This is a genomic window from Nocardia abscessus, from assembly GCF_015477775.1.
Lineage (GTDB): Bacteria > Actinomycetota > Actinomycetes > Mycobacteriales > Mycobacteriaceae > Nocardia > Nocardia abscessus_A.
The window spans coordinates 78084-96439 of record NZ_JADLQO010000016.1 but is presented as its reverse complement, the minus strand read 5'-3'; the positions used below and the strand labels follow the sequence as shown (position 1 = coordinate 96439).

The window sequence follows — 18356 nt, the reverse complement described above, 5'->3', positions numbered from 1 at the left end:
CGATTCCAGAGAACGACCCCCCTGTGGCGCAGGTCACTACGCTGGCGATGTGTGCCTACCGGGGCGAGCGTCGGTGGCAGGGGCCTTGGGGAGGCTCCGGCCACGTCTCGGAGATGGAGACGAGAAAGTCGAGGTGCCGAAGAAGCGATCAATCCGCACACCTCGTCCGAAGTCGGCTGAACTTATGCCTGAACTCGTGCAGACGGTTTCACCAGATGCCATCACAACGCTGCGCCGAGTCTGTAGCTTGACTGGACGACGACGCCCCAGTACCAGCGGACGTACGAGATGGGTGGCTCCACGCGGAAGGACCGGCATGTCCGAACACGCTGACACCGAAGATTCAGACGCTATCCGCAACACACGGTCGAGGCTCGTGTCGTTGGTACTGGCTGGGACCGGACTAGTGCTGATCGTATGGGGCATCCTGCTTATACAGACCAGCCACATGAACATCGCCACTGGCTACCGGACCGGAGGACGGCCGGAGATCGGCGTTGGGATTGCATTGCTCATCGTTGCCGCATCAGTCTTTCTGTGGTCAACCGGCAGGTTGAAGTCCTCGGCAGCCACTACCGGGGTACAGCCCATCGGATTCACCGAAACCGGTCAACCGGTCTATCCGGTCGTTGGATCCACACTGGATGGGCAACCGGTAACCGCGAACCAGGTTCCAGGTGGAGTCCGAGTCGCGTCAGCACGCACGAATACCTTGGCGATTGTCGCGCTGGTGTGTGGTTTCGTGCTCGCACCATTGGCGATCCCGATCGGCCACATCGCGCTGGTGCAGATTCGCCGGACTAGCGAACAAGGGCGGGTGCTAGCGATCGTCGGCCTGACGCTTGGGTATATCTGGACAACACTGATAGTCATTGCCGTGCTGGTGGTCTCAGCAGGAGCCTAGAAGCAGCGACACAGAGTCGGCTACGCAGCTCTCGAACTGGGCTACAGGACGTCGCGCACGGCTCTGCGTCGCTATCCAAGCCGACGGACGATGTCCAAGAATCGATCGATTCTCGACACCCTTGCGGTGCGGCTACGAGGCTGTTGCGACAGCCGGTGGCCAATCTTGTGGCTCGATGTTGGCAGGCTTTGGCTGACGTCCTGGCCCCAGCCGAATGGCGGTGCCGGAGTTGGTTGTGTGGCCGCGCTGGTGATCACCTACCGGCCGCAGCGCATTTCCGAGCAGGACGGTTTGTGGGGCACTGCCGCGATCGGGGTCAGGACGGGGTACTCGTGGTCGCGGCAGGATCAGCTCGAGCGCACCGAGCAGTTCGGAGACACCGATGAGCCGCAGTGTGCCGCCCGAGACGTCTTCGACCCATGGCAGCTCCTCGGCGAGCTGATCCCTGGACTAGGTGGACTTCGCCACCCTGGCCATACCGGACATTGCGGCCGACACCCGGCCACGGCCCATCGGGCAATGTCCACCGCACAACTCCTTAGTCATCAGGTGCGGGATGTGATGTCCCAGGCGGGTGTCGTCGCAGGCGGTCGTCACAACCGCTACCAGCGATTGCCGATTTGATATGCGTCTGCATATCATCTGTAGATGCATACTAATTCTGCCGACCACACACCCACTGACGCGCACGGTGCCGCAGGTGAACAGCCGTTTTCCGAGGGCACCGTGCTCATGCCATGGCAAGCCGGGCCGCGACACGACAGCGCAGGTTCGGTGTTCGTCAGCGTGACCGACTTTCTGGCCGCCTCCGAAGAAGACGTTCAGGAGATATACAAGACAGGGATGCGGCTGGGCCGGAACTGGCCCGTGATGCACGGTGCGGTCGGCTTGTGGCTGTGGGCTCGACCGTCGGAGGCACGCGGCGGCTCGATCTCGGTGTGGGAGACCGAAAAGGACATGCGGCGGTTCGTGCGCTGGCCGGTGCACGCCGACATCATGCGGAAGTGGCGCGGGCGGGTCGGCCTTGCCACCGACTCGTGGAAGGCCGCCCGGTTCGACGCCCAGGAGGTGTGGGCACGGGCGCGCGACACGATCGATGTGCGCCCACACCCCCAGGCCGGATGACCCATACGGCGGCCGTTCACCGGGTCTGCGATTAGACCACTGCTCCGGAAGATCCTTGTGGCCCAGAGGCGTCCGGTAGACCGGTCTACATCACGGGCGGCGCATGAACGCCATCAGGCAGCACTCCTTGGTTCTCTCGCTGTCGACGCTCCGTTCGATCACGCTGACCAGCTCCCAACCCTGGGATTCGAGCAGTTCGATGCCATTGAGCAGGTGGACAACCGGCTCGAAGATCACGGACGTGTTGTCTCCCATGGTGCGGAACTCCAAACGCGGAGGCGAGCTCAGAACCAGGTTCCGGCGCGGATAGGATCGCAGGTCCACCGCGCCGTTCAGCACGGCGATCACGTCGAAGACAGGTCCGGGCGCAGGAGTGCTCACCTCCCCATAGTCCTGCATACGCGGCACTCTCGACTCTCCGGCCAAACCAAAGACTTTCTCGCTCAGTGCGTGCGGAGGGATTGTCTGGTGCGCGGATCAGGGTGGCATCCCGGCGAACTCTGTTGTGGATCAGCGCTGCCAGGGCAGGCAGCCCGCGGCGCGCAGGCGGGTGGCCAGGCCGGAGCCGATGGTCGTGCTGGAACCGTTGCCCGCGGTGAGAGCCAGCAGCAGGTCGAGGCCGAGTCCGGCGCCGAGGGAGCAGCCCAGCAGGTTGATGTCCACCGAGATGATCTCGTCCTTCGGTGCGCCGGGCAGGGTCTCATCGGCATGCGCCGAACTCGCTCCGGCCACCGTGGCGGCAACGAGCATCACGACGATGAGACCGGCTCGGATGGATCGCACTTGTCCTCCTTCTGCGCCCTGATCGGGCGCGATCCTGGTGCCGGGCAATGGGTGCAGTCGCCGTCGGCGTCCGCGCCCCCGACCGGCGGTCCGCCGCATGGTTTGTTGACCGATCGACAGCGCGGGAAACCCCGTTTCCGTCCGGAGCCGGTGACGCAGATCCTCGGCGACGATATCGGCAAATCATCGGGCAATCGGTCGGCAGATGATCGGACACTTCGTCGGCAGATCGTCGGTTTGCGGGGTTCGAACTGCGCTCGGACGCGCCGGCGCAGCATGTTCTTGCGGCGACGGCTCGATTTCCGATCGCGAAGAGCGGAAACCCGCGCTCGTCTGCGACGGCGTTCAGGCGCGGATGTGTTCCGGCCGGACGCCGAGTCCGATGAATCGGCCCACCGCGTGCCGCAACGCGGGCAGCCGCCGGAAGATTCGGAAGATCGGCGGGACGTGGGTGGCTGTGTCGTCGTGCAGATTCTTGGGGTAGAGGTCGCGCAGAATGGCCAGCTGAAACAGCTGAGTCAGTTTGACGGGCAGTTGGCGGCGGGCCTGTACGCGGGGCGGATCGGCGTCGGTCAGGTTGTGGGCGAGCAGTTTCGGGCCGAGGATGTTCGCGGCCGCGACGGCATCCTGGATCGCCAGGTTGATGCCGACGCCGCCCGCCGGTGACATGGCGTGCGCGGCATCGCCTATGCAGAGCAGGCCCGGTCGATGCCACTTGTCGAGCCTGTCCACACGGACCGTGAGCTGATGAACGTCATCCCAATCGGCGAGTTCGTGGACGCGATCCCGCAATGCGGGGGCGAGCGCGCCGATTCTGTCGCGTAGCTCGCCGATGCCGAGCGCGCGCAATTCTTCGTAGGCGTTCGTGGGAATGGTGTACGCCACCTGCCAGTAGTCCCCGCGGTCGATGGCGACCATCGCCCCTTTACCGCCTTGGAAGAACTCGACCCGGTCCGTCGCTCGCCGCGACAGTCGAAACCACAGGACGTCCATAGGTGGCGAGCTCGCCGCTGCCTGCAAACCGGCCGCTTCTCGCATACGCGAGTGGCGGCCGTCAGCGGCCACGACGAGATCGGCGCGGATTTCGAAGCTTCCGGAGTCGGTGCTCGCCCGCACACCGAGGACTCGATCGTTCTCGATGACCAGATCGATTGCTTCCGTGCGCTGTAGGAGCCGGAAGCCGGGGAAGGTCGCGGCTTTGGTCGCGAGGAAGTTCAGGAATTCCCATTGCGGCATGAACGCGATGTACGGGCTGCGGACCGGCAGTTTCCGGAAATCCGCGAACGTCACGGGCGTGCCACCCACAGCGACGGTGACCCGATCCATGGTGCTGTGCGGGAGGCGGTGGAATTCGTCCAGCCAGCCGAGTTCGTGGATGAGTTCCTGAGTGGACGGATGGATGGTGTCGCCCCGGAAATCGCGCAGGAAGTCGGCGTGTTTCTCGAGCACGATCACCTCGACACCCTGCCGGGCCAGCAGCGTGCCCAGCATCATTCCGGCGGGGCCGCCGCCCACCACGCAGCATTGCACGTTCATGTCATGCACCGGCGATCTCTCCTTCTTCGGATGGCGCGCTTCGAACAAGTCCGTGGAGCACGAGATCGACCAACTCGGCGACATCGACCGGGATGCCGGTGCTGCGGCCGACGGCGAGAGTCGCGAACAGGGCGGTCGCGGTCGTGTGCGCGTCGTGGTCACGCAACTCCCCCGCAGCCACGCGGGAGCGCAGATACTCGGCCATCACGGCCTGCCCTTCCCCGACGAATTCCGCCAGCACCGCCCGCACGTTCTCGTGTGAATGCCCGGCGGCGAAGAACAGCCTGATCAGCTTGGCGTTGGCGGCAAGAACGCCGTCGAACTCGCGCATGACCCGAGGCAAAACGTCGGTAGCCGGCCTGCCCTCCGCTCGCTCCAGCGATTCGCGCAACTGCCGGGAGAACCCGCGCTCCCGCAGCAACGCGGTGACCAGCGCCTCTTTACCGGCGAAATAGTGATACAGCAGGCCCGGCGCCACCTCGGCGGCAGCCGCGATGTCCTTGACCGAAGCTCCGTCGATCCCCTTGTCGGCGAACACTTCCAACGCCGCGTCCAGCAAGCGTTCGCGCCGCCACTGCGCCTGTTCCCGTCGACTTGCCACGCCACTCCATTGATTGAACGATCATTCAACGAAGTGAACGTACCACGCGAGTCACGAGAATCGAAGCTCCCCCGACTCACGTGGGCATGGATCACGTCAGGCATCCCGTCGATCACTCATGCGTGGTCCGAGGGGCCATGGGCGGCGAGGGGCTACATGCCCCGCAATGGAATGTGCCTCGAATCGAGGGTGATCAGCCCGCACACCGACATGATCACGTCCGTGCGGTCCTCCAAATGGCCCCGCGACGGGGTGATCACCGCGACCGCGCCGACGCGGCCGATCACGACGAGCAGGGCCTCGAGTGACGCGGGGGCGGTCGGGCCCGCGACCAGCGTTCGCGCCAGATCGAAACCCGACGCCTTCGCCAGCGCGCGGATTTCCAATTCGTGCCTGCGTGCGCGACGCCCGGAGATATCGCGGCGCAGATACCCGACCACTTTCGGCTTCATGATCACCTCTCGTTCGATGGGTGCGCCCGCCGCCGGGGGCTTTCGCCACCGCTCGCGGCTCACCGCGTCCGGAGTGCCCTGCCGACACGACATCACCCCGGCGGCGCGCGCACCTCGAGCCTCGAGGAACGGGCGGGACATCGCGACGCTGTCAAGCGCGCGACACCGGATGTGCGATATCTGCGGTTGCCCCTCCCCGCCTGCGGTTTTGTGCTTAAAGTTCGCGCATCACAGTGGATTTCGGGACAGGGGGCCGAACGTGATCGACAACGAGATGGACGGCGTGTGGACGACGCCGCAATTCCGCAAGTTGCTCGCCGAGGGGCGGCCCGGTCAAGCCCTGGCCCTCGTCCGCAGAGAAATGGGCCTGTCCCAAGCCGAATTCGGCGCACTCCTGCACTGGGACCGCACCCACGCGGGCCGGGTGGAACGTGGAGAAGTGGGGACCATCTTCGACATTCGCGAACTGGTCCGAGCCGCCGACGCGCTGGGAGTGCCGCGTACGGCCTTGCTTCCAATCTTGCTGGGACCGGTTGATCCGAGGACCATCGAAGACAGGGGTAAAGGAGCCGACGACATGGACCGCAGACAATTCGGCCTGGCAGCAACAATCACCACGGTGGCCGCAAGCGCACCTGCACCGTCTGTGCCGCCCCGGGTCGGGTCCGGTCATGTCGCCTACTTCCAGACGCTGACGCAGCGCATGTGGAATCACGACAATCACTTCGGCGGCGCGGACATCGCCGAATTCGCGCTTCGTCAATACGGTTCGGCTCGCCGCCTGCTCGACCACGGTGGCTACGGCCGACCTACCGGCCTGCGCCTGTTGGCCGAAACGAGCCGCCTTGCCCGCTGCGCCGGCTGGCTCTGCCTGGACGCTGGGCGAGCAACTGTCGCGCGGCAGTGCTACGTCGAAGCGGTGCTGATGGCCGAGCAGGCCGACAACGACGAATTGCTCGCCAATGCGCTCGCCAGCTTGACGTTTTTGACCACCGACAGACCGACCAGCCGCGAACCCGTGCGGCTGGCTCAGCGCGCCAGCCATCTGGCTCGCCGAATCCCGTCGGCCCGGCTGAACGCGGTGCGATCTGCCCGCGAGGCCGTGGCGCACGCGGCGATCGGGGAACGCCAGGACTTCGAGCAGGCGATGACCCGGGCCTGGCGCGAGGTCGAGCGAGGACTCGACGATGTCGACGAGCCGGTCTGGCTGCACCACGTCACACCATTCGAGATCAGATCGATCGAGGCCCGTGGCCGCGTCTACTTGGGTCAGCACGACCGGGCGGTGTCCATCTACCGAGAAACGATCGGCGAACGCGGCACCCAGCGTCCACGCGACGAAACTTCGTACCGCGTCTATTTCGCCGCCGCTCTCGCCGGTCTCGGCGACACGACTTCGGCGATCACCGAAGCGCACGCCGCCCTGACCCTGCTGGAAGGCCCGGTCAACTCTCCGCGCCTGCTGGCCGAGCTGCGCCCGGTTCGCGTAGCCGCCGCCCGCACGCGCGGCGACGACGCGGAGCACTTCCGACTCCGATTCGACGCCCTCGCCCGCGCGGCGTGATTCGGCATATCGCCGCTGCTCGAGTGCGCGAATAGAGGGTTCGCGCGAAGTCAGGCCGGGCGGCCGAGGAGGGTGTCGCGCTGTTCGGCGACCATGGCTCGGATCGCGGCGACGACGGCGGCGACCTCCGGACGGCGGAGGGTTTCGGTGCGGGCGACCAGCCAATAGCCGAGGGTGACGGTGACCGAATCGGCCAGGACGCGAACGAGATCCGCGTGGCGGTCGGCCATGAAGCAGGGCAGCAGGCCCAGACCCGCCGAAGCGCGCGTGGCCTCCACGTGTACGAAGACATTGGTGGAGGTGACGGATTCGCGCATCGCGGGGGCGAAGCTGGAGGCCAGGTCGAGGTCATCGACTTGGAGCATGGAATCGATGAAGTACACCAGCGGATACTCGGCCAGGTCATCGATGGTTCCGGGAGCGCCGTGTTCGCGCAGGTATTCACGGGAGCCGTAGAGGCCGAGGCAGTAATCGGCCAGGTGCGTGGCGGTGGCGCGGTGCACCTGCGGCTCGCCGACGACGATCTCGAGGTCGAGTCCCGAACGCTGTTGTGAGGCACGCCGTGTCGTCGCCACGATCTCCACGGTGATCTTCGGATGCCGCCGCTGCACGTTCGCGGCGGCGGGTGCGGCGATGTAGGCGCTGAAGCCGTCCGTCGCCGAGATCCGGACCACCCCTTCCAGCGATCGGTCCCCGCTCCCGTCGGCGGCCAGCGACTTCACGGCCGACTCCACCGCCTCGGCCGCGGCGAGCGCCTCCCTGCCGAGATCGGTCAGCTCCCAGCCACCGGCCACCCGGGTGAGCACCCGTCCGCCGAGGGTCTGTTCCAGCGCGGCGATGCGGCGGGAGATCGTGGTGTGGTTGATGCCGAGTTCCTCGGCCGCGGTGACGAAGCGGCCGGACCGTCCGACCGCGAGCAGAACGAGGAGGTCATCGGCGCTGGGACGGCGAGCAGACCCTGCGGAAGCCGGGCTCATATCTGCATCTTGGCAGAACGCTCGACGCGCGCAGAACGTCGACACCACCAGATTTGCGCGTCACTGGCACATACGCCAACGAACAACGGATCGCTGTCTAGGTGTCTAATTGACTGCGTCGTGGCACCGAGTGTGAAGCAGCGGTGCACCTTACGCGCGACTCACGCACAGCTTTGGACGTTGACGTGCACTGACCTCGCGTGAGCGCCAAATCTGTTGCGCCTCAAGTTGCGCCGTCAACTATGGTTCCGCTGACCACTCAACCGCCATACAATGAGCCATCGTCTAACGGCACTATATGTAAGTAGATGGAATGGTCGGGGCCCGTGCCCGTAGCCGGTCGCGGCCCTCGGCGGATGGATCTGGGCATGGCAATGGCTTCAGCGAAACTTTCCAAGTGGTCCTTCGAGCGAAAAGGCGCCGAATGGGTCGCCGATGAGGAGCGTCGAGGTAGTCCGCGCGAGCAGTTCTGGCCGTGGGCGGGCACCAGTTGCAACGTGCTCCTGGTGTCGTTCGGTCCGTATGTCATGGCGCTCGGCCTCGACTGGCACCTGGCAGCGCTGGCGGCGGCGGCCGGCGCCGTTCTGTCCTTCCTGCTGCTCGGCCTGGTGTCACTGGCCGGGCAGCGGGGCGGGGCGGCGACCATGGTGGCCGGCCGCGCGGCGTTCGGATTCCACGGCAACAAGATCCCGACCTTCATCAGCTATCTGGCGTTGGTCGGATGGGAGACCTTCTCCGCGGTTCTGGCGACGCTCGCGGCCCGCACCGTGGCCCACCGGCTCGACCCGGACATGGATACCAGGCCTTTCATGATCGTCACCCTCTGCATCGTCGTCCTGGCCAGTACGGTGGTCGGAATCTACGGGTGCCACGTGATCCTGCGGATTCAGAAGTGGTTCGCCCTGGTATTCACCGCACTGTCGGTGGTCTATGTCGTGCTGACGCTGCCCGAGATTTCGTTCGCGACGCACGGCCAGGCCAGTTCGGGCGCGTTCATGGGCGGGATCATGCTGGCCGCCAGTTTGCTCGGCCTGAGCTGGGTCAACTGCGCGGCCGACTACACCCGTTATCTGCCGCGCGAGACCGGTAAACGCGCACTGGTGGGATGGATCACCTTCGGCGGCACCGCGCCCGCCATCGTGTTGATGGGCTTCGGGACATTGCTGGCCTCTGGCAACCCCGAGGTCGCGGCGGTGGCCGCGACCGACCCGATCAGCGCCCTGTCGGCCCATCTGCCCACCTGGTTCCTGGTGCCGTATCTGATCCTGGCGCTGGTGGGTTTCGTGTCCGGGTCCATCATCGGCCTGTACTCCTCGGGCCTCGCGCTACAGACCTTGGGCGTGCGGATGCCCCGGCACTACACCGTCCTGATCGACGCGGTCCTGATCGCGATCGCTGGCGGCTATGTCGTCTTCGCCGCGCCGGGCTTCTTCGCCCCGTTCCAGGCATTCCTGACCACGACCGCGGTGGTGATGGCCGCGTGGTCCGGAATCTTCGTGGTCGACCTGTGGCAGCGCCGCCATATCGGCTACGACCGGACAGCCCTGTTCAGCCCGGTCGGCAGCTACGGCAGGGTGAATCGTGCCGGGATCGGCTGCCTGACCGTCGCGACCATCGTGGGGTTCGGCCTGATCACCTCTCCCGATCCGCATGTCGGCCCACTGCTCGGATATCTGTTCACTCCAGCCGCCCGCGCCGGCAGCCTGGGCAGCAGCAACCTCGGCATATTCGCCGCGCTGGTCCTCGCGACCGCGGGCTACGCGGCCCTGCACCGAGTACGTCCGCCTGCCCAGCCGAAGACCACCGAACAGATCGAGAACCGTGATACGGACCTGATCCGGGCCACAGCGTGAAGTTCTTCGCCGCCGGACCGGTCGCGGTCGTCGCCGAGTAGACGCGCGCCGGGCGAAGTCCGGATCCGCGCCGTTCTGTCTCCCGTGAACGCGTGCCGCCATCAGCCCGAATGCTGGTGCAGCGCAGCCCGTATCTGCATCTTTGCAGACCTGAACTGCACTAATGGTCATTGCGACGCCAATCGTCTGCACCAATACTCGGTGCAGCCGAGCATGTGTGGGCCGTCACATCGAGTCCGAAGTGTGGCCCCGGGCACGAAGGAGTAGCGCGATGAGGGAGCACAGCGCCGGAGCGACACCGGCGGAGGATCGGGGCGGGACGACCAGCGGTTTGCGCCGCGTGGTGGCCGCGTCGATGGCGGGCACGGTCGTGGAGTGGTACGAGTTCTTCCTCTACGGCACCGCCGCCACGCTGGTGTTCAGCAAGGTGTTCTTCGCCAAGGACACCAGCGATCTGGACGCCATCCTCGCCGCGTTCGTGACCTACGCGGTCGGTTTCGCGGCGCGCCCGCTCGGCGGCGTGGTCTTCGGGCATTTCGGCGACAAGTACGGCCGCAAGAAGCTGCTGCAATTCAGCCTGATCCTGGTGGGCAGCGCGACGTTCCTGATGGGCTGCCTGCCGACCTTCGGGCAGATCGGTTACTGGGCCCCCGCACTGCTGGTGACGCTGCGCTTCATCCAGGGTTTCGCGGTCGGCGGGGAATGGGGCGGCGCGGTGCTGCTGGTCGCCGAGCACAGCCCGAGCCGCAGCCGCGGCTTCTGGGCGAGCTGGCCGCAGGCGGGCGTGCCCGCGGGCAACCTGCTGGCGACGGTGGTGCTGCTGGTGCTCACCTCCACGCTGTCGGACGAGGCGTTCCTCGGCTGGGGCTGGCGTGTGGCGTTCTGGCTGTCGGCGGTGGTGGTGCTGGTCGGCTACTACATCCGCACGAAGATCACCGACGCACCCATCTTCGTCGCGGCGCAGCAGGAAGCCGAGCAGATCAAGGCCACTTCGCTGAGCGTGGTCGAGGTGCTGCGCCGCTACCCGCGCGGCGTGCTCACCGCGATGGGCCTGCGGTTCGGCGAGAACGTCATGTACTACCTGGTGGTCACGTTCACGATCACCTATTTGAAGGTGGAGGTGCACGCGGACACCCAGGTGATCCTGTGGTGGCTGCTCGCCGCGCACGCGGTGCACTTCGTGACGATCCCGCTGGTGGGCAACCTGTCCGACCGGTTCGGCAGACGACCGGTCTATCTGATCGGCGCGCTGACCGCGGGCACCTGGGGCTTCTTCGCCTTCCCGATGATGGACAGCGGCCACAACGCGATCATCATGTCCGCCATCATCATCGGCCTGATCTTCCACGCCTTCATGTACGCCGGGCAGCCCGCGATCATGGCCGAGATGTTCCCCACCCGGATGCGCTATTCCGGGGTGTCCCTCGGCTATCAGGTGACCTCGATCGTGGCCGGCTCGCTGGCGCCGATCATCGCCGTCCGGCTGCTGAACACCTACCACTCGGCGGTGCCGATCGCCTGGTACTTGGCGGGCGCGGCGGCGGTGAGCGCGATCGCTGTGCTGTTCGCGCGAGAGACGAAGGGACTGAACTTGGAAAGCATCGATCACGCCGACGCCCAAAGCCTCGGCGCGCGAGCCGAAGTGACCGTGCGATGAGCGATCTGGCGGGACGCAGCGCCCTGGTCACCGGCGGCGCGAGCGGTATCGGCGCAGCGTGCGCCCGTGCGCTCGCGGCGCGCGGCGCCACCGTCACGGTGGCCGACGTCGACGAGGTCGGCGCGAAAGCCGTGGCCTCCGAACTGGGCGGCAAGTCGTGGGCGGTGGATCTGCTCGACGTCGCGTCGCTCGAGCAGCTGGAACTCGACATCGACATCCTGGTGAACAACGCCGGGGTGCAGCACATCAGCCCGATCGAGGAGTTCGCGCCGCAGCGGTTCCGCGATCTGCTCGCGCTGATGGTCGAGGCGCCGTTCCTGCTGGTGCGCGCGGCCCTGCCGCACATGTACCGGCAGGGCTGGGGACGCGTCGTCAACATCTCCTCGGTGCACGGCCTGCGCGCCTCCGAATACAAGGTCGCCTACGTGACGGCCAAGCACGGGCTGGAGGGGCTGTCGAAGGTCACCGCGCTGGAGGGCGGCCCGCACGGCGTGACGAGCAACTGCGTCAACCCGGGCTACGTGCGCACGCCGCTGGTGGACAAGCAGATCGCCGACCAGGCCAGGGCCCACGGCGTGCCCGAACAGGAAGTGGTGGAGAAGATCCTGCTCACCGAGAGCGCGATCAAGCGCCTTGTCGAGCCGGAGGAGGTCGCGGCGCTGGTGAGCTGGCTTGCCTCGCCGAAGGCGGCCATGGTCACCGGCGGGGCCTACACGATGGACGGCGGATGGAGCGCGCGATGAGGGCGCGCTCACCCGAGGGCGGTCAGCGCCATCCTGCGCAGCACCGGACGGGCCCGGGCAGCGGTCGCGTTGCCCGCGCTGTGCGGGGTGGAGTTGATCAGGCCGAAGGCGGCGTGGGCCTGCACCCGCGCCGTCTCCTCGGGTAGTTCCGGATGCAGCTCGCGCAGCACGCCCACCCAGATCTCCACGTATCGGCGCTGGGTGCGGCGGATCTCGCGGCGGGCGGCGGCGGGCACGTTGTCCAGGTCGCGGTCCTGGATGCGGATCAACTCCGGTTCACCGAGCGCGAAGTCCAGGTGATGGTCGACCAGCCCGGCGAGCGCCCGCTCGGCGGAGTCCGCGCTCGCCACCACCGCCGTGCCGCCGTCGAGCAGGCGCTGGCTCACTCCGACCAGCAGCTCGACCAGCAGCGCCTCCTTGTTGGGGAAGTGCCGGTAGACCGCGGGGCCGCTGATGCCGACGGCGGCGCCCAGGTCGTCCAAGCGCATGCCGAGGAAGCCGCGATCGGCGATCAACCGCGCCCCGGCTTCCAGCAGTTGCGCCCTTCGTTGCGCCTTCAATTGCTCACGACGCGTGGGCGCGACGGATTCGGCACTGGTCACACGCGTTCCTTCCCGCCGACCTGGACATCTCGGTTAATCAACACTAACCTGAATTTCAGTTACCGTCGACTAACTGGACGACAGGATGGCGTGATGACCGTTACCGAAGAGGCCGTCGGCAACCGCGCCGCGCACGCGGCGTTGGTCGACGACCTGCGCGCCCGGCTGACCGCCGCGGCGCTCGGCGGGCCCGCGAAGGCGCGCGAGCGCCACGTCGCGCGCGGCAAACTGCTGCCCCGGCAGCGCGTGGACCAGTTGCTGGACCCGGGGAGCCCGTTCCTCGAGCTGTCCCCGCTGGCCGCGACCGGGATGTACGGCGACGAGTCCCCCGGCGCGGGGATCATCACCGGGATCGGGCGAGTGTCCGGGCGCGAGTGCGTGATCGTGGCCAACGACGCGACGGTCAAGGGCGGCACCTACTACCCGATGACGGTGAAGAAGCATCTGCGCGCGCAGGAGATCGCGTCGCAGAACCGATTGCCGTGCGTGTACCTGGTCGACTCCGGCGGCGCGTACCTGCCGCGCCAGGACGAGGTGTTCCCCGACCGGGAGCACTTCGGGCGCATCTTCTACAACCAGGCCACCATGAGCGCCAGAGGCATTCCGCAGATCGCCGCGGTGCTCGGCTCGTGCACCGCCGGTGGCGCCTACGTGCCGGCGATGAGCGACGAGGCCGTGATCGTGCGCAACCAGGGCACCATCTTCCTCGGCGGCCCGCCGCTGGTGAAGGCCGCGACCGGTGAGGTGGTCACGGCCGAGGAACTCGGCGGCGGCGAGCTGCACTCGCGCACCTCGGGCGTCACCGACCACCTGGCCGAGGACGACCAGGACGCGCTGCGCATCGTGCGCCGCATCGTGGCCACGCTCGGACCGCGTACTCCGGTGCCGTGGGACGTCCGGCCCGTCATCGCGCCCGCCGCGCCGGAATCCGAGCTCTACGACGTGGTGCCGGTGGATCTGCGCACCCCGTACGACGTACGCGAGGTGATCCACCGCCTGGTCGACGGCACACCCGAGGGCGCGAGCGGCTTCCACGAGTTCAAAGCCGAATACGGCAAGACCCTGGTCACCGGTTTCGCGCACATCCACGGGCATCCGGTGGGCATCGTCGCCAACAACGGCGTGCTGTTCAGCGAATCCGCCATGAAGGGCGCGCATTTCATCGAGCTGTGCGACAAGCGCAGTATTCCGCTGCTGTTCCTGCAGAACATCACCGGCTTCATGGTCGGCCGCGACTACGAGGCGGGGGGCATCGCCAAGCACGGCGCGAAGATGGTCACCGCGGTGGCCTGCGCGCGGGTGCCGAAGCTCACCGTCGTGATCGGCGGCTCCTACGGCGCGGGCAACTACTCGATGTGCGGGCGCGCGTATTCGCCGCGATTCCTGTGGATGTGGCCGAACGCCCGGATCTCGGTGATGGGCGGCGAGCAGGCGGCGGCAGTGCTGTCGACGGTGCGCGGCGATCAGCTCGACAGCAGCGGGCAACCCTGGTCGGAGGCAGCCGAGGAAGCGTTCAAGGCCCCGATCCGGGAGCAGTACGAAAGCCAGGGCAACCCCTACTACGCGACCGCCCGGTTGTGGGACGACGGAGTCATCGATCCCGCCGACACCAGAACCGTGCTCGGGCTGGCGCTGTCGGTGTGCGCGCAGGCCCCGCTCGAACCCGTTTCCTACGGCGTTTTCCGGATGTGATGGCGATGCTGAACAGATCTGTTCCGGTCGGATTCGACACCGTGCTGGTCGCCAACCGCGGCGAGATCGCGGTGCGGGTGATCCGCACACTGCGCGCCTTGGGCATCCGCTCGGTGGCCGTCTACAGCGATGCCGACGCCGACGCCCGGCATGTCCACGAAGCCGACACGGCGGTGCGCCTCGGCCCGGCCCCCGCGCGGGAGAGCTACCTCGCGATCGACCGGGTGGTGGCCGCCGCCGTGCGCACCGGCGCGCAAGCGGTCCACCCCGGCTACGGGTTCCTCTCGGAGAACGCCGCTTTCGCCGCCGCGCTGGCCGAGGCGGGCATCGTCTTCCTCGGCCCGCCTGCCCGCGCCATCGAGGTGATGGGCGACAAGATCACCGCGAAGAACACCGTCGCCGCGTTCGGCGTCCCGGTGGTGCCCGGCATCGCCACACCCGGCCTCACCGACGACGAGCTGATCGCCGCGGCCGCCGAAGTCGGCTACCCGGTGCTGGTCAAGCCGTCCGCGGGCGGTGGAGGCAAGGGCATGCGCCGGGTGGACGATCCGGCGCGGCTGCCGGAGGCGCTGCGCAGCGCCCGGCGGGAGGCGGCCGCCGCGTTCGGTGACGACACGCTGTTCCTGGAACGGTTCGTCAGCCGGCCGCGGCACATCGAGGTGCAGATCCTGGCCGACCAGTTCGGCAACGTGCTGCACCTGGGCGAACGCGAATGCAGCTTGCAGCGCCGCCACCAGAAGGTGATCGAGGAGGCCCCCTCCCCGCTGCTGGACGCGGCCACCAGGGCCAGGATCGGCGCCGCCGCCTGCAACACCGCGCGCAGCGTGGACTACGTGGGCGCGGGCACCGTGGAGTTCATCGTCTCCGCCGACCGGCCCGACGAGTTCTTCTTCATGGAGATGAACACCCGCCTGCAAGTGGAGCATCCGGTGACCGAACTGGTCACCGGCGTCGACCTGGTGGAATGCCAAGTCCGGGTGGCGGCCGGGCAGAAGCTGGCGGTGGCCCAGGACGACATCCGGATGGTGGGGCACGCGATCGAGGCCCGGGTGTACGCCGAGGACCCCGGGCGCGGGTTCCTGCCCACCGGCGGCACCGTGCTCGACCTCGACGAGCCCGAGGGTCACGGGGTGCGGGTCGATTCCGGCCTGCGGATCGGCACGCACGTCGGCAGCGACTACGACCCGATGCTGTCGAAGGTCATCGCGCACGCCGGTGACCGCTCCGCCGCGCTCGCGAAACTCGATCGGGCGCTGGCCGACACCGTGCTGCTCGGCGTGACCGGCAATATCGAATTCCTGCGCTTCCTGCTGGCCGATCCGGACGTGGCCGAGGGACGACTGGACACCGGCCTGCTGGACCGGCGAGTGGCCGACTTCCGTCCCGCCGCCATCGGCGACGACGAGTTCGCCGCCGCGGCGGCCTGGCACTGGCTGCGCCGCTGGCCTGCCACGCCGCGCGATCCCTGGGAGATCCCGTCCGGCTGGCGGATCGGGGCCGCCGCGCCCACACCGATCCGGCTCGCGGGCGGCGAGCGGATCGAGCACGTCTACATCTCGAGCACGCCCGACGGCGGCGCGGTGCGGGTGGGCGAGGGCGAAACCCGCTCGCTGACCGCGACCTTCACCGCTTCCGATCGCTATGCGGGCGTGCTCACCCTGACCCTGGACGGGCTGCGCCGCACCTACCGGGCCGCCGAACACGAGGGCCTGCTGTGGGTGGCCGGACCGTCCGGCATCGCGGCGCTGCGCGAAGTGGCCGAGGTCAACGTGCGCGGCGGTGACGAGCACGTGGGAGACGCCGAGATCCGCTCCCCCATGCCGGGCTCGGTGATCGCGGTACCGGTGGCTTCGGGCGCCGCCGTCGCCGCGGGCGATCCGGTGGTCATCGTGGAGGCGATGAAGATGGAACACTCGCTCACCGCGCCGGTCGCCGGAACCGTGGAACTACTGGTCGAGCCGGGCGCCCAGGTGCGCCTCGACCAAGTGCTGGCGCGCGTCGTCGCGCAGGCCGCAACGAACCCCGCCGAACAGGCCGAACGAGAAGGAATCCCCACATGACCGACTTCCTGTCCACCGGCACGCTGCCGGAGGAGTACCGGGATCTCGCGCTGACCGTGCGCGACTTCGCACGGTCGGTGGTCGCTCCGGTGGCGGCCGAGCACGACGCGAACCACACCTTCCCCTACGAGGTGGTCGCGGGGATGGCCGAAATGGGCCTGTTCGGCCTGCCGTTCCCGGAGGAGTACGGCGGCATGGGCGGGGACTACTTCGCGTTGTGCCTGGCGCTCGAGGAACTGGGCAAGGTCGACCAGAGCGTGGCGATCACGCTGGAGGCGGGTGTCTCGCTCGGCGCGATGCCGATCTTCCGCTTCGGCAACGACAAGCAGAAGCAGGAATGGTTGCCGCAGCTGACCAGCGGCCGCAACCTCGCCGCGTTCGGGCTCACCGAACCGGGCGCGGGCAGCGACGCGGGCGGCACCAGGACCACCGCGGTCGCCGACGGCGGTGAATGGATCATCAACGGCAGCAAGCAGTTCATCACCAACTCCGGCACCGACATCACCGTGCTCGTCACGGTGACCGCGGTGACCGGGCAAGCCGGTGGCAAGAAGGAGATCTCGACCATCCTGGTGCCGGCCGACACTCCCGGTTTCGTCGCCGAGCCCGCGTACAACAAGGTGGGCTGGAACGCCTCCGACACCCATCCGCTCAGCTTCACCGACGTGCGCGTGCCCGAGGAGAACCTGCTCGGCGAGCGCGGGCGCGGCTACGCGAACTTCCTGCGCATCCTCGACGAGGGTCGCATCGCCATCGCCGCGCTCTCGGTCGGCGCCGCGCAGGGCTGTGTGGACGAGAGCGTGCGCTATGCCAAGGAGCGCGAGGCGTTCGGCCAGGCGATCGGGCGCAACCAGGCCATCGCGTTCAAGATCGCCAGGATGGAAGCGCGCGCGCACGCCGCCCGCACCGCCTACTACGACGCGGCGGCGCTGATGCTGGCGGGCAAGCCGTTCAAGAAGCAGGCCTCCATCGCCAAGCTGGTGGCCAGCGAGGCCGCCATGGACAACGCCCGCGACGCGACGCAGATCTTCGGCGGCTACGGCTTCATGAACGAATACCCGGTGGCCCGGCACTATCGCGACAGCAAGATCCTGGAGATCGGCGAGGGGACGACGGAGGTGCAGCTGATGCTGATCGGACGGGAACTGGGCCTGTGACCCGGCGGACGGTCGTGCAGCGCGGCCTGTGGTTCGAGGAGTTCGACACCGAGGTGGTCTACGAGCACCGCCCCGGCCGCACCATCACCGAGGCGGACAACGTCCTGTTCACCACGCTGACGATGAACACCCAGGCGCTGCACCTGGACGCGGCGTTCAGCGATCGGCTGCCCCCGTTCAACCAGCGACTGGTGAACTCGATGTTCACTCTGTCCACGCTGATCGGGCTTTCGGTGGCGCAGCTGACCCAGGGCACCATCGTGGCGAACCTCGGCTTCTCCGAGGTGGCGTTTCCCAAGCCGCTGTTCCACGGCGACACCATGTACGCCGAGACCGTGGTCACCGACAAGCGCGAGTCGAAGAGCCGTCCGGGCGAGGGCATCGTGACCTTCGCGCACACCGCGCGCAACCAGCACGGCGACGTCGTCGCCACGGCTGTTCGCAAGACGCTGGTCCGCAAAGCCCCGGAGGCCGGGGCATGAGCGGTCAGGACCGGAGGCGGCAGCGCAGCGTGACCACGCCGGGCCCCGCACATGCCCCCAGAAGACACAGCATGAGCGGTCAGGACCGGAGGCGGCAGCGCAGCGTGACCCCGCAGGGCCCCGCACATGCCCACAGAAGACACAGCATGAGAGCGGTCAGGCCAGGAA

18 protein-coding genes are annotated in these 18356 nt (G+C 67.6%); 11 read left to right on the top strand and 7 right to left on the bottom strand.

The genetic code is table 11. The features are described 5' to 3' along the window. The first annotated feature begins 316 nt into the window (after positions 1-316). The 3 genes from IU450_RS31260 to IU450_RS31250 all read left to right on the top strand — a co-directional run bounded on the left by IU450_RS31260 (position 317) and on the right by IU450_RS31250 (position 2029). Positions 317-904 carry a DUF4190 domain-containing protein gene (locus IU450_RS31260; protein ID WP_228835383.1) on the top strand — a complete coding sequence of 196 codons (588 nt, stop codon included), beginning with the start codon at positions 317-319 and terminating at the stop codon, positions 902-904. Between the two features lie 237 nt (positions 905-1141). Then, positions 1142-1528 carry a hypothetical protein gene (locus tag IU450_RS31255; protein WP_195153329.1) on the top strand — a complete coding sequence of 129 codons (387 nt, stop codon included), beginning with the start codon at positions 1142-1144 and terminating at the stop codon, positions 1526-1528. Positions 1529-1552: 24 nt separating this feature from the next. Continuing rightward, positions 1553-2029, top strand: a complete 477-nt coding sequence (locus IU450_RS31250; RefSeq protein WP_195153328.1) for a hypothetical protein — start codon at positions 1553-1555, stop codon at positions 2027-2029. Positions 2030-2119: 90 nt separating this feature from the next. Here IU450_RS31250 and IU450_RS31245 read toward each other — a convergent pair whose 3' ends face one another. The 5 genes from IU450_RS31245 to IU450_RS31225 all read right to left on the bottom strand — a co-directional run bounded on the left by IU450_RS31245 (position 2120) and on the right by IU450_RS31225 (position 5542). After that, positions 2120-2410: a hypothetical protein gene (locus tag IU450_RS31245; protein WP_195153327.1), complete on the bottom strand. Its 291-nt coding sequence runs from the start codon at positions 2408-2410 to the stop codon at positions 2120-2122. 129 nt (positions 2411-2539) lie between these two features. Continuing rightward, positions 2540-2812 carry a hypothetical protein gene (locus IU450_RS31240; RefSeq protein WP_195153326.1) on the bottom strand — a complete coding sequence of 91 codons (273 nt, stop codon included), beginning with the start codon at positions 2810-2812 and terminating at the stop codon, positions 2540-2542. A 345-nt stretch (positions 2813-3157) separates the two neighbouring features. Beyond that, positions 3158-4348 carry an FAD-dependent oxidoreductase gene (locus IU450_RS31235; protein ID WP_195153399.1) on the bottom strand — a complete coding sequence of 397 codons (1191 nt, stop codon included), beginning with the start codon at positions 4346-4348 and terminating at the stop codon, positions 3158-3160. A 1-nt stretch (position 4349) separates the two neighbouring features. Then, the gene (locus IU450_RS31230) at positions 4350-4949 is read right to left on the bottom strand and encodes a TetR/AcrR family transcriptional regulator (protein ID WP_195153325.1); all 600 of its coding nucleotides are present in this window, start codon (positions 4947-4949) and stop codon (positions 4350-4352) included. Between the two features lie 152 nt (positions 4950-5101). Continuing rightward, positions 5102-5542 (bottom strand): hypothetical protein, encoded by a 441-nt coding sequence (locus tag IU450_RS31225; RefSeq protein ID WP_195153324.1) that lies wholly within the window; start codon positions 5540-5542, stop codon positions 5102-5104. A gap of 118 nt (positions 5543-5660) precedes the next feature. Here IU450_RS31225 and IU450_RS31220 point away from each other — a divergent pair, with 118 nt between their 5' ends. Beyond that, on the top strand, positions 5661-6965 hold the full coding sequence (locus IU450_RS31220) for a helix-turn-helix domain-containing protein (protein WP_195153323.1): 1305 nt from the start codon (positions 5661-5663) through the stop codon (positions 6963-6965). A gap of 50 nt (positions 6966-7015) precedes the next feature. Here IU450_RS31220 and IU450_RS31215 read toward each other — a convergent pair whose 3' ends face one another. Beyond that, entirely contained in the window at positions 7016-7942 is a 927-nt protein-coding gene (locus IU450_RS31215) for a LysR family transcriptional regulator (protein ID WP_195153322.1), read from the bottom strand. A 368-nt stretch (positions 7943-8310) separates the two neighbouring features. Between IU450_RS31215 and IU450_RS31210 the strand changes: the two genes are divergently transcribed. The 3 genes from IU450_RS31210 to IU450_RS31200 all read left to right on the top strand — a co-directional run bounded on the left by IU450_RS31210 (position 8311) and on the right by IU450_RS31200 (position 12195). Beyond that, positions 8311-9795 (top strand): purine-cytosine permease family protein, encoded by a 1485-nt coding sequence (locus IU450_RS31210; RefSeq protein WP_195153321.1) that lies wholly within the window; start codon positions 8311-8313, stop codon positions 9793-9795. Between the two features lie 271 nt (positions 9796-10066). Then, complete coding sequence (locus IU450_RS31205) at positions 10067-11452, top strand: MFS transporter (RefSeq protein WP_195153320.1); 1386 nt, start codon at positions 10067-10069, stop codon at positions 11450-11452. Further along, positions 11449-12195, top strand: a complete 747-nt coding sequence (locus IU450_RS31200; protein ID WP_195153319.1) for a 3-hydroxybutyrate dehydrogenase — start codon at positions 11449-11451, stop codon at positions 12193-12195. The genes IU450_RS31205 and IU450_RS31200 overlap by 4 nt, the downstream gene beginning before the upstream one ends. Before the next feature lie 8 nt (positions 12196-12203). Here IU450_RS31200 and IU450_RS31195 read toward each other — a convergent pair whose 3' ends face one another. Further along, a complete protein-coding gene (locus IU450_RS31195; RefSeq protein WP_195153318.1) occupies positions 12204-12797 on the bottom strand; it encodes a TetR/AcrR family transcriptional regulator in 594 nt (197 codons plus the stop codon). 93 nt (positions 12798-12890) lie between these two features. On the opposite strand from IU450_RS31195, the gene IU450_RS31190 reads away from it, so the two are divergent. Genes IU450_RS31190 through IU450_RS31175 form a run of 4 tightly spaced genes read left to right on the top strand, consistent with a single transcriptional unit; the run spans position 12891 to position 18188 of the window. After that, positions 12891-14489, top strand: coding sequence for a carboxyl transferase domain-containing protein (locus tag IU450_RS31190; protein WP_195153317.1), 1599 nt, complete (start codon positions 12891-12893; stop codon positions 14487-14489). 5 nt (positions 14490-14494) lie between these two features. After that, positions 14495-16549 (top strand): acetyl/propionyl/methylcrotonyl-CoA carboxylase subunit alpha, encoded by a 2055-nt coding sequence (locus IU450_RS31185; protein WP_195153316.1) that lies wholly within the window; start codon positions 14495-14497, stop codon positions 16547-16549. After that, positions 16546-17706, top strand: coding sequence for an acyl-CoA dehydrogenase family protein (locus tag IU450_RS31180; protein WP_195153315.1), 1161 nt, complete (start codon positions 16546-16548; stop codon positions 17704-17706). Before IU450_RS31185 ends, IU450_RS31180 begins: the two co-directional genes overlap by 4 nt. After that, complete coding sequence (locus IU450_RS31175; RefSeq protein WP_195153314.1) at positions 17703-18188, top strand: MaoC family dehydratase; 486 nt, start codon at positions 17703-17705, stop codon at positions 18186-18188. Before IU450_RS31180 ends, IU450_RS31175 begins: the two co-directional genes overlap by 4 nt. The last annotated feature ends 168 nt before the right edge of the window (positions 18189-18356 follow it).

What these genes read in the sequence shown, in the direction of transcription:
- IU450_RS31260 (WP_228835383.1), top strand. Translation starts at nt 317, where the DNA reads ATGTCCGAACACGCTGACACCGAAGATTCAGACGCTATCCGCAACACA.
- IU450_RS31205 (WP_195153320.1), top strand. Translation starts at nt 10,067, where the DNA reads ATGAGGGAGCACAGCGCCGGAGCGACACCGGCGGAGGATCGGGGCGGG.
- IU450_RS31200 (WP_195153319.1), top strand. Translation starts at nt 11,449, where the DNA reads ATGAGCGATCTGGCGGGACGCAGCGCCCTGGTCACCGGCGGCGCGAGC.
- IU450_RS31180 (WP_195153315.1), top strand. Translation starts at nt 16,546, where the DNA reads ATGACCGACTTCCTGTCCACCGGCACGCTGCCGGAGGAGTACCGGGAT.
- IU450_RS31185 (WP_195153316.1), top strand. Translation starts at nt 14,495, where the DNA reads ATGCTGAACAGATCTGTTCCGGTCGGATTCGACACCGTGCTGGTCGCC.
- IU450_RS31215 (WP_195153322.1), bottom strand. Translation starts at nt 7,942, where the DNA reads ATGAGCCCGGCTTCCGCAGGGTCTGCTCGCCGTCCCAGCGCCGATGAC.
- IU450_RS31190 (WP_195153317.1), top strand. Translation starts at nt 12,891, where the DNA reads ATGACCGTTACCGAAGAGGCCGTCGGCAACCGCGCCGCGCACGCGGCG.
- IU450_RS31210 (WP_195153321.1), top strand. Translation starts at nt 8,311, where the DNA reads ATGGCAATGGCTTCAGCGAAACTTTCCAAGTGGTCCTTCGAGCGAAAA.
- IU450_RS31225 (WP_195153324.1), bottom strand. Translation starts at nt 5,542, where the DNA reads ATGTCCCGCCCGTTCCTCGAGGCTCGAGGTGCGCGCGCCGCCGGGGTG.
- IU450_RS31250 (WP_195153328.1), top strand. Translation starts at nt 1,553, where the DNA reads ATGCATACTAATTCTGCCGACCACACACCCACTGACGCGCACGGTGCC.
- IU450_RS31235 (WP_195153399.1), bottom strand. Translation starts at nt 4,348, where the DNA reads ATGAACGTGCAATGCTGCGTGGTGGGCGGCGGCCCCGCCGGAATGATG.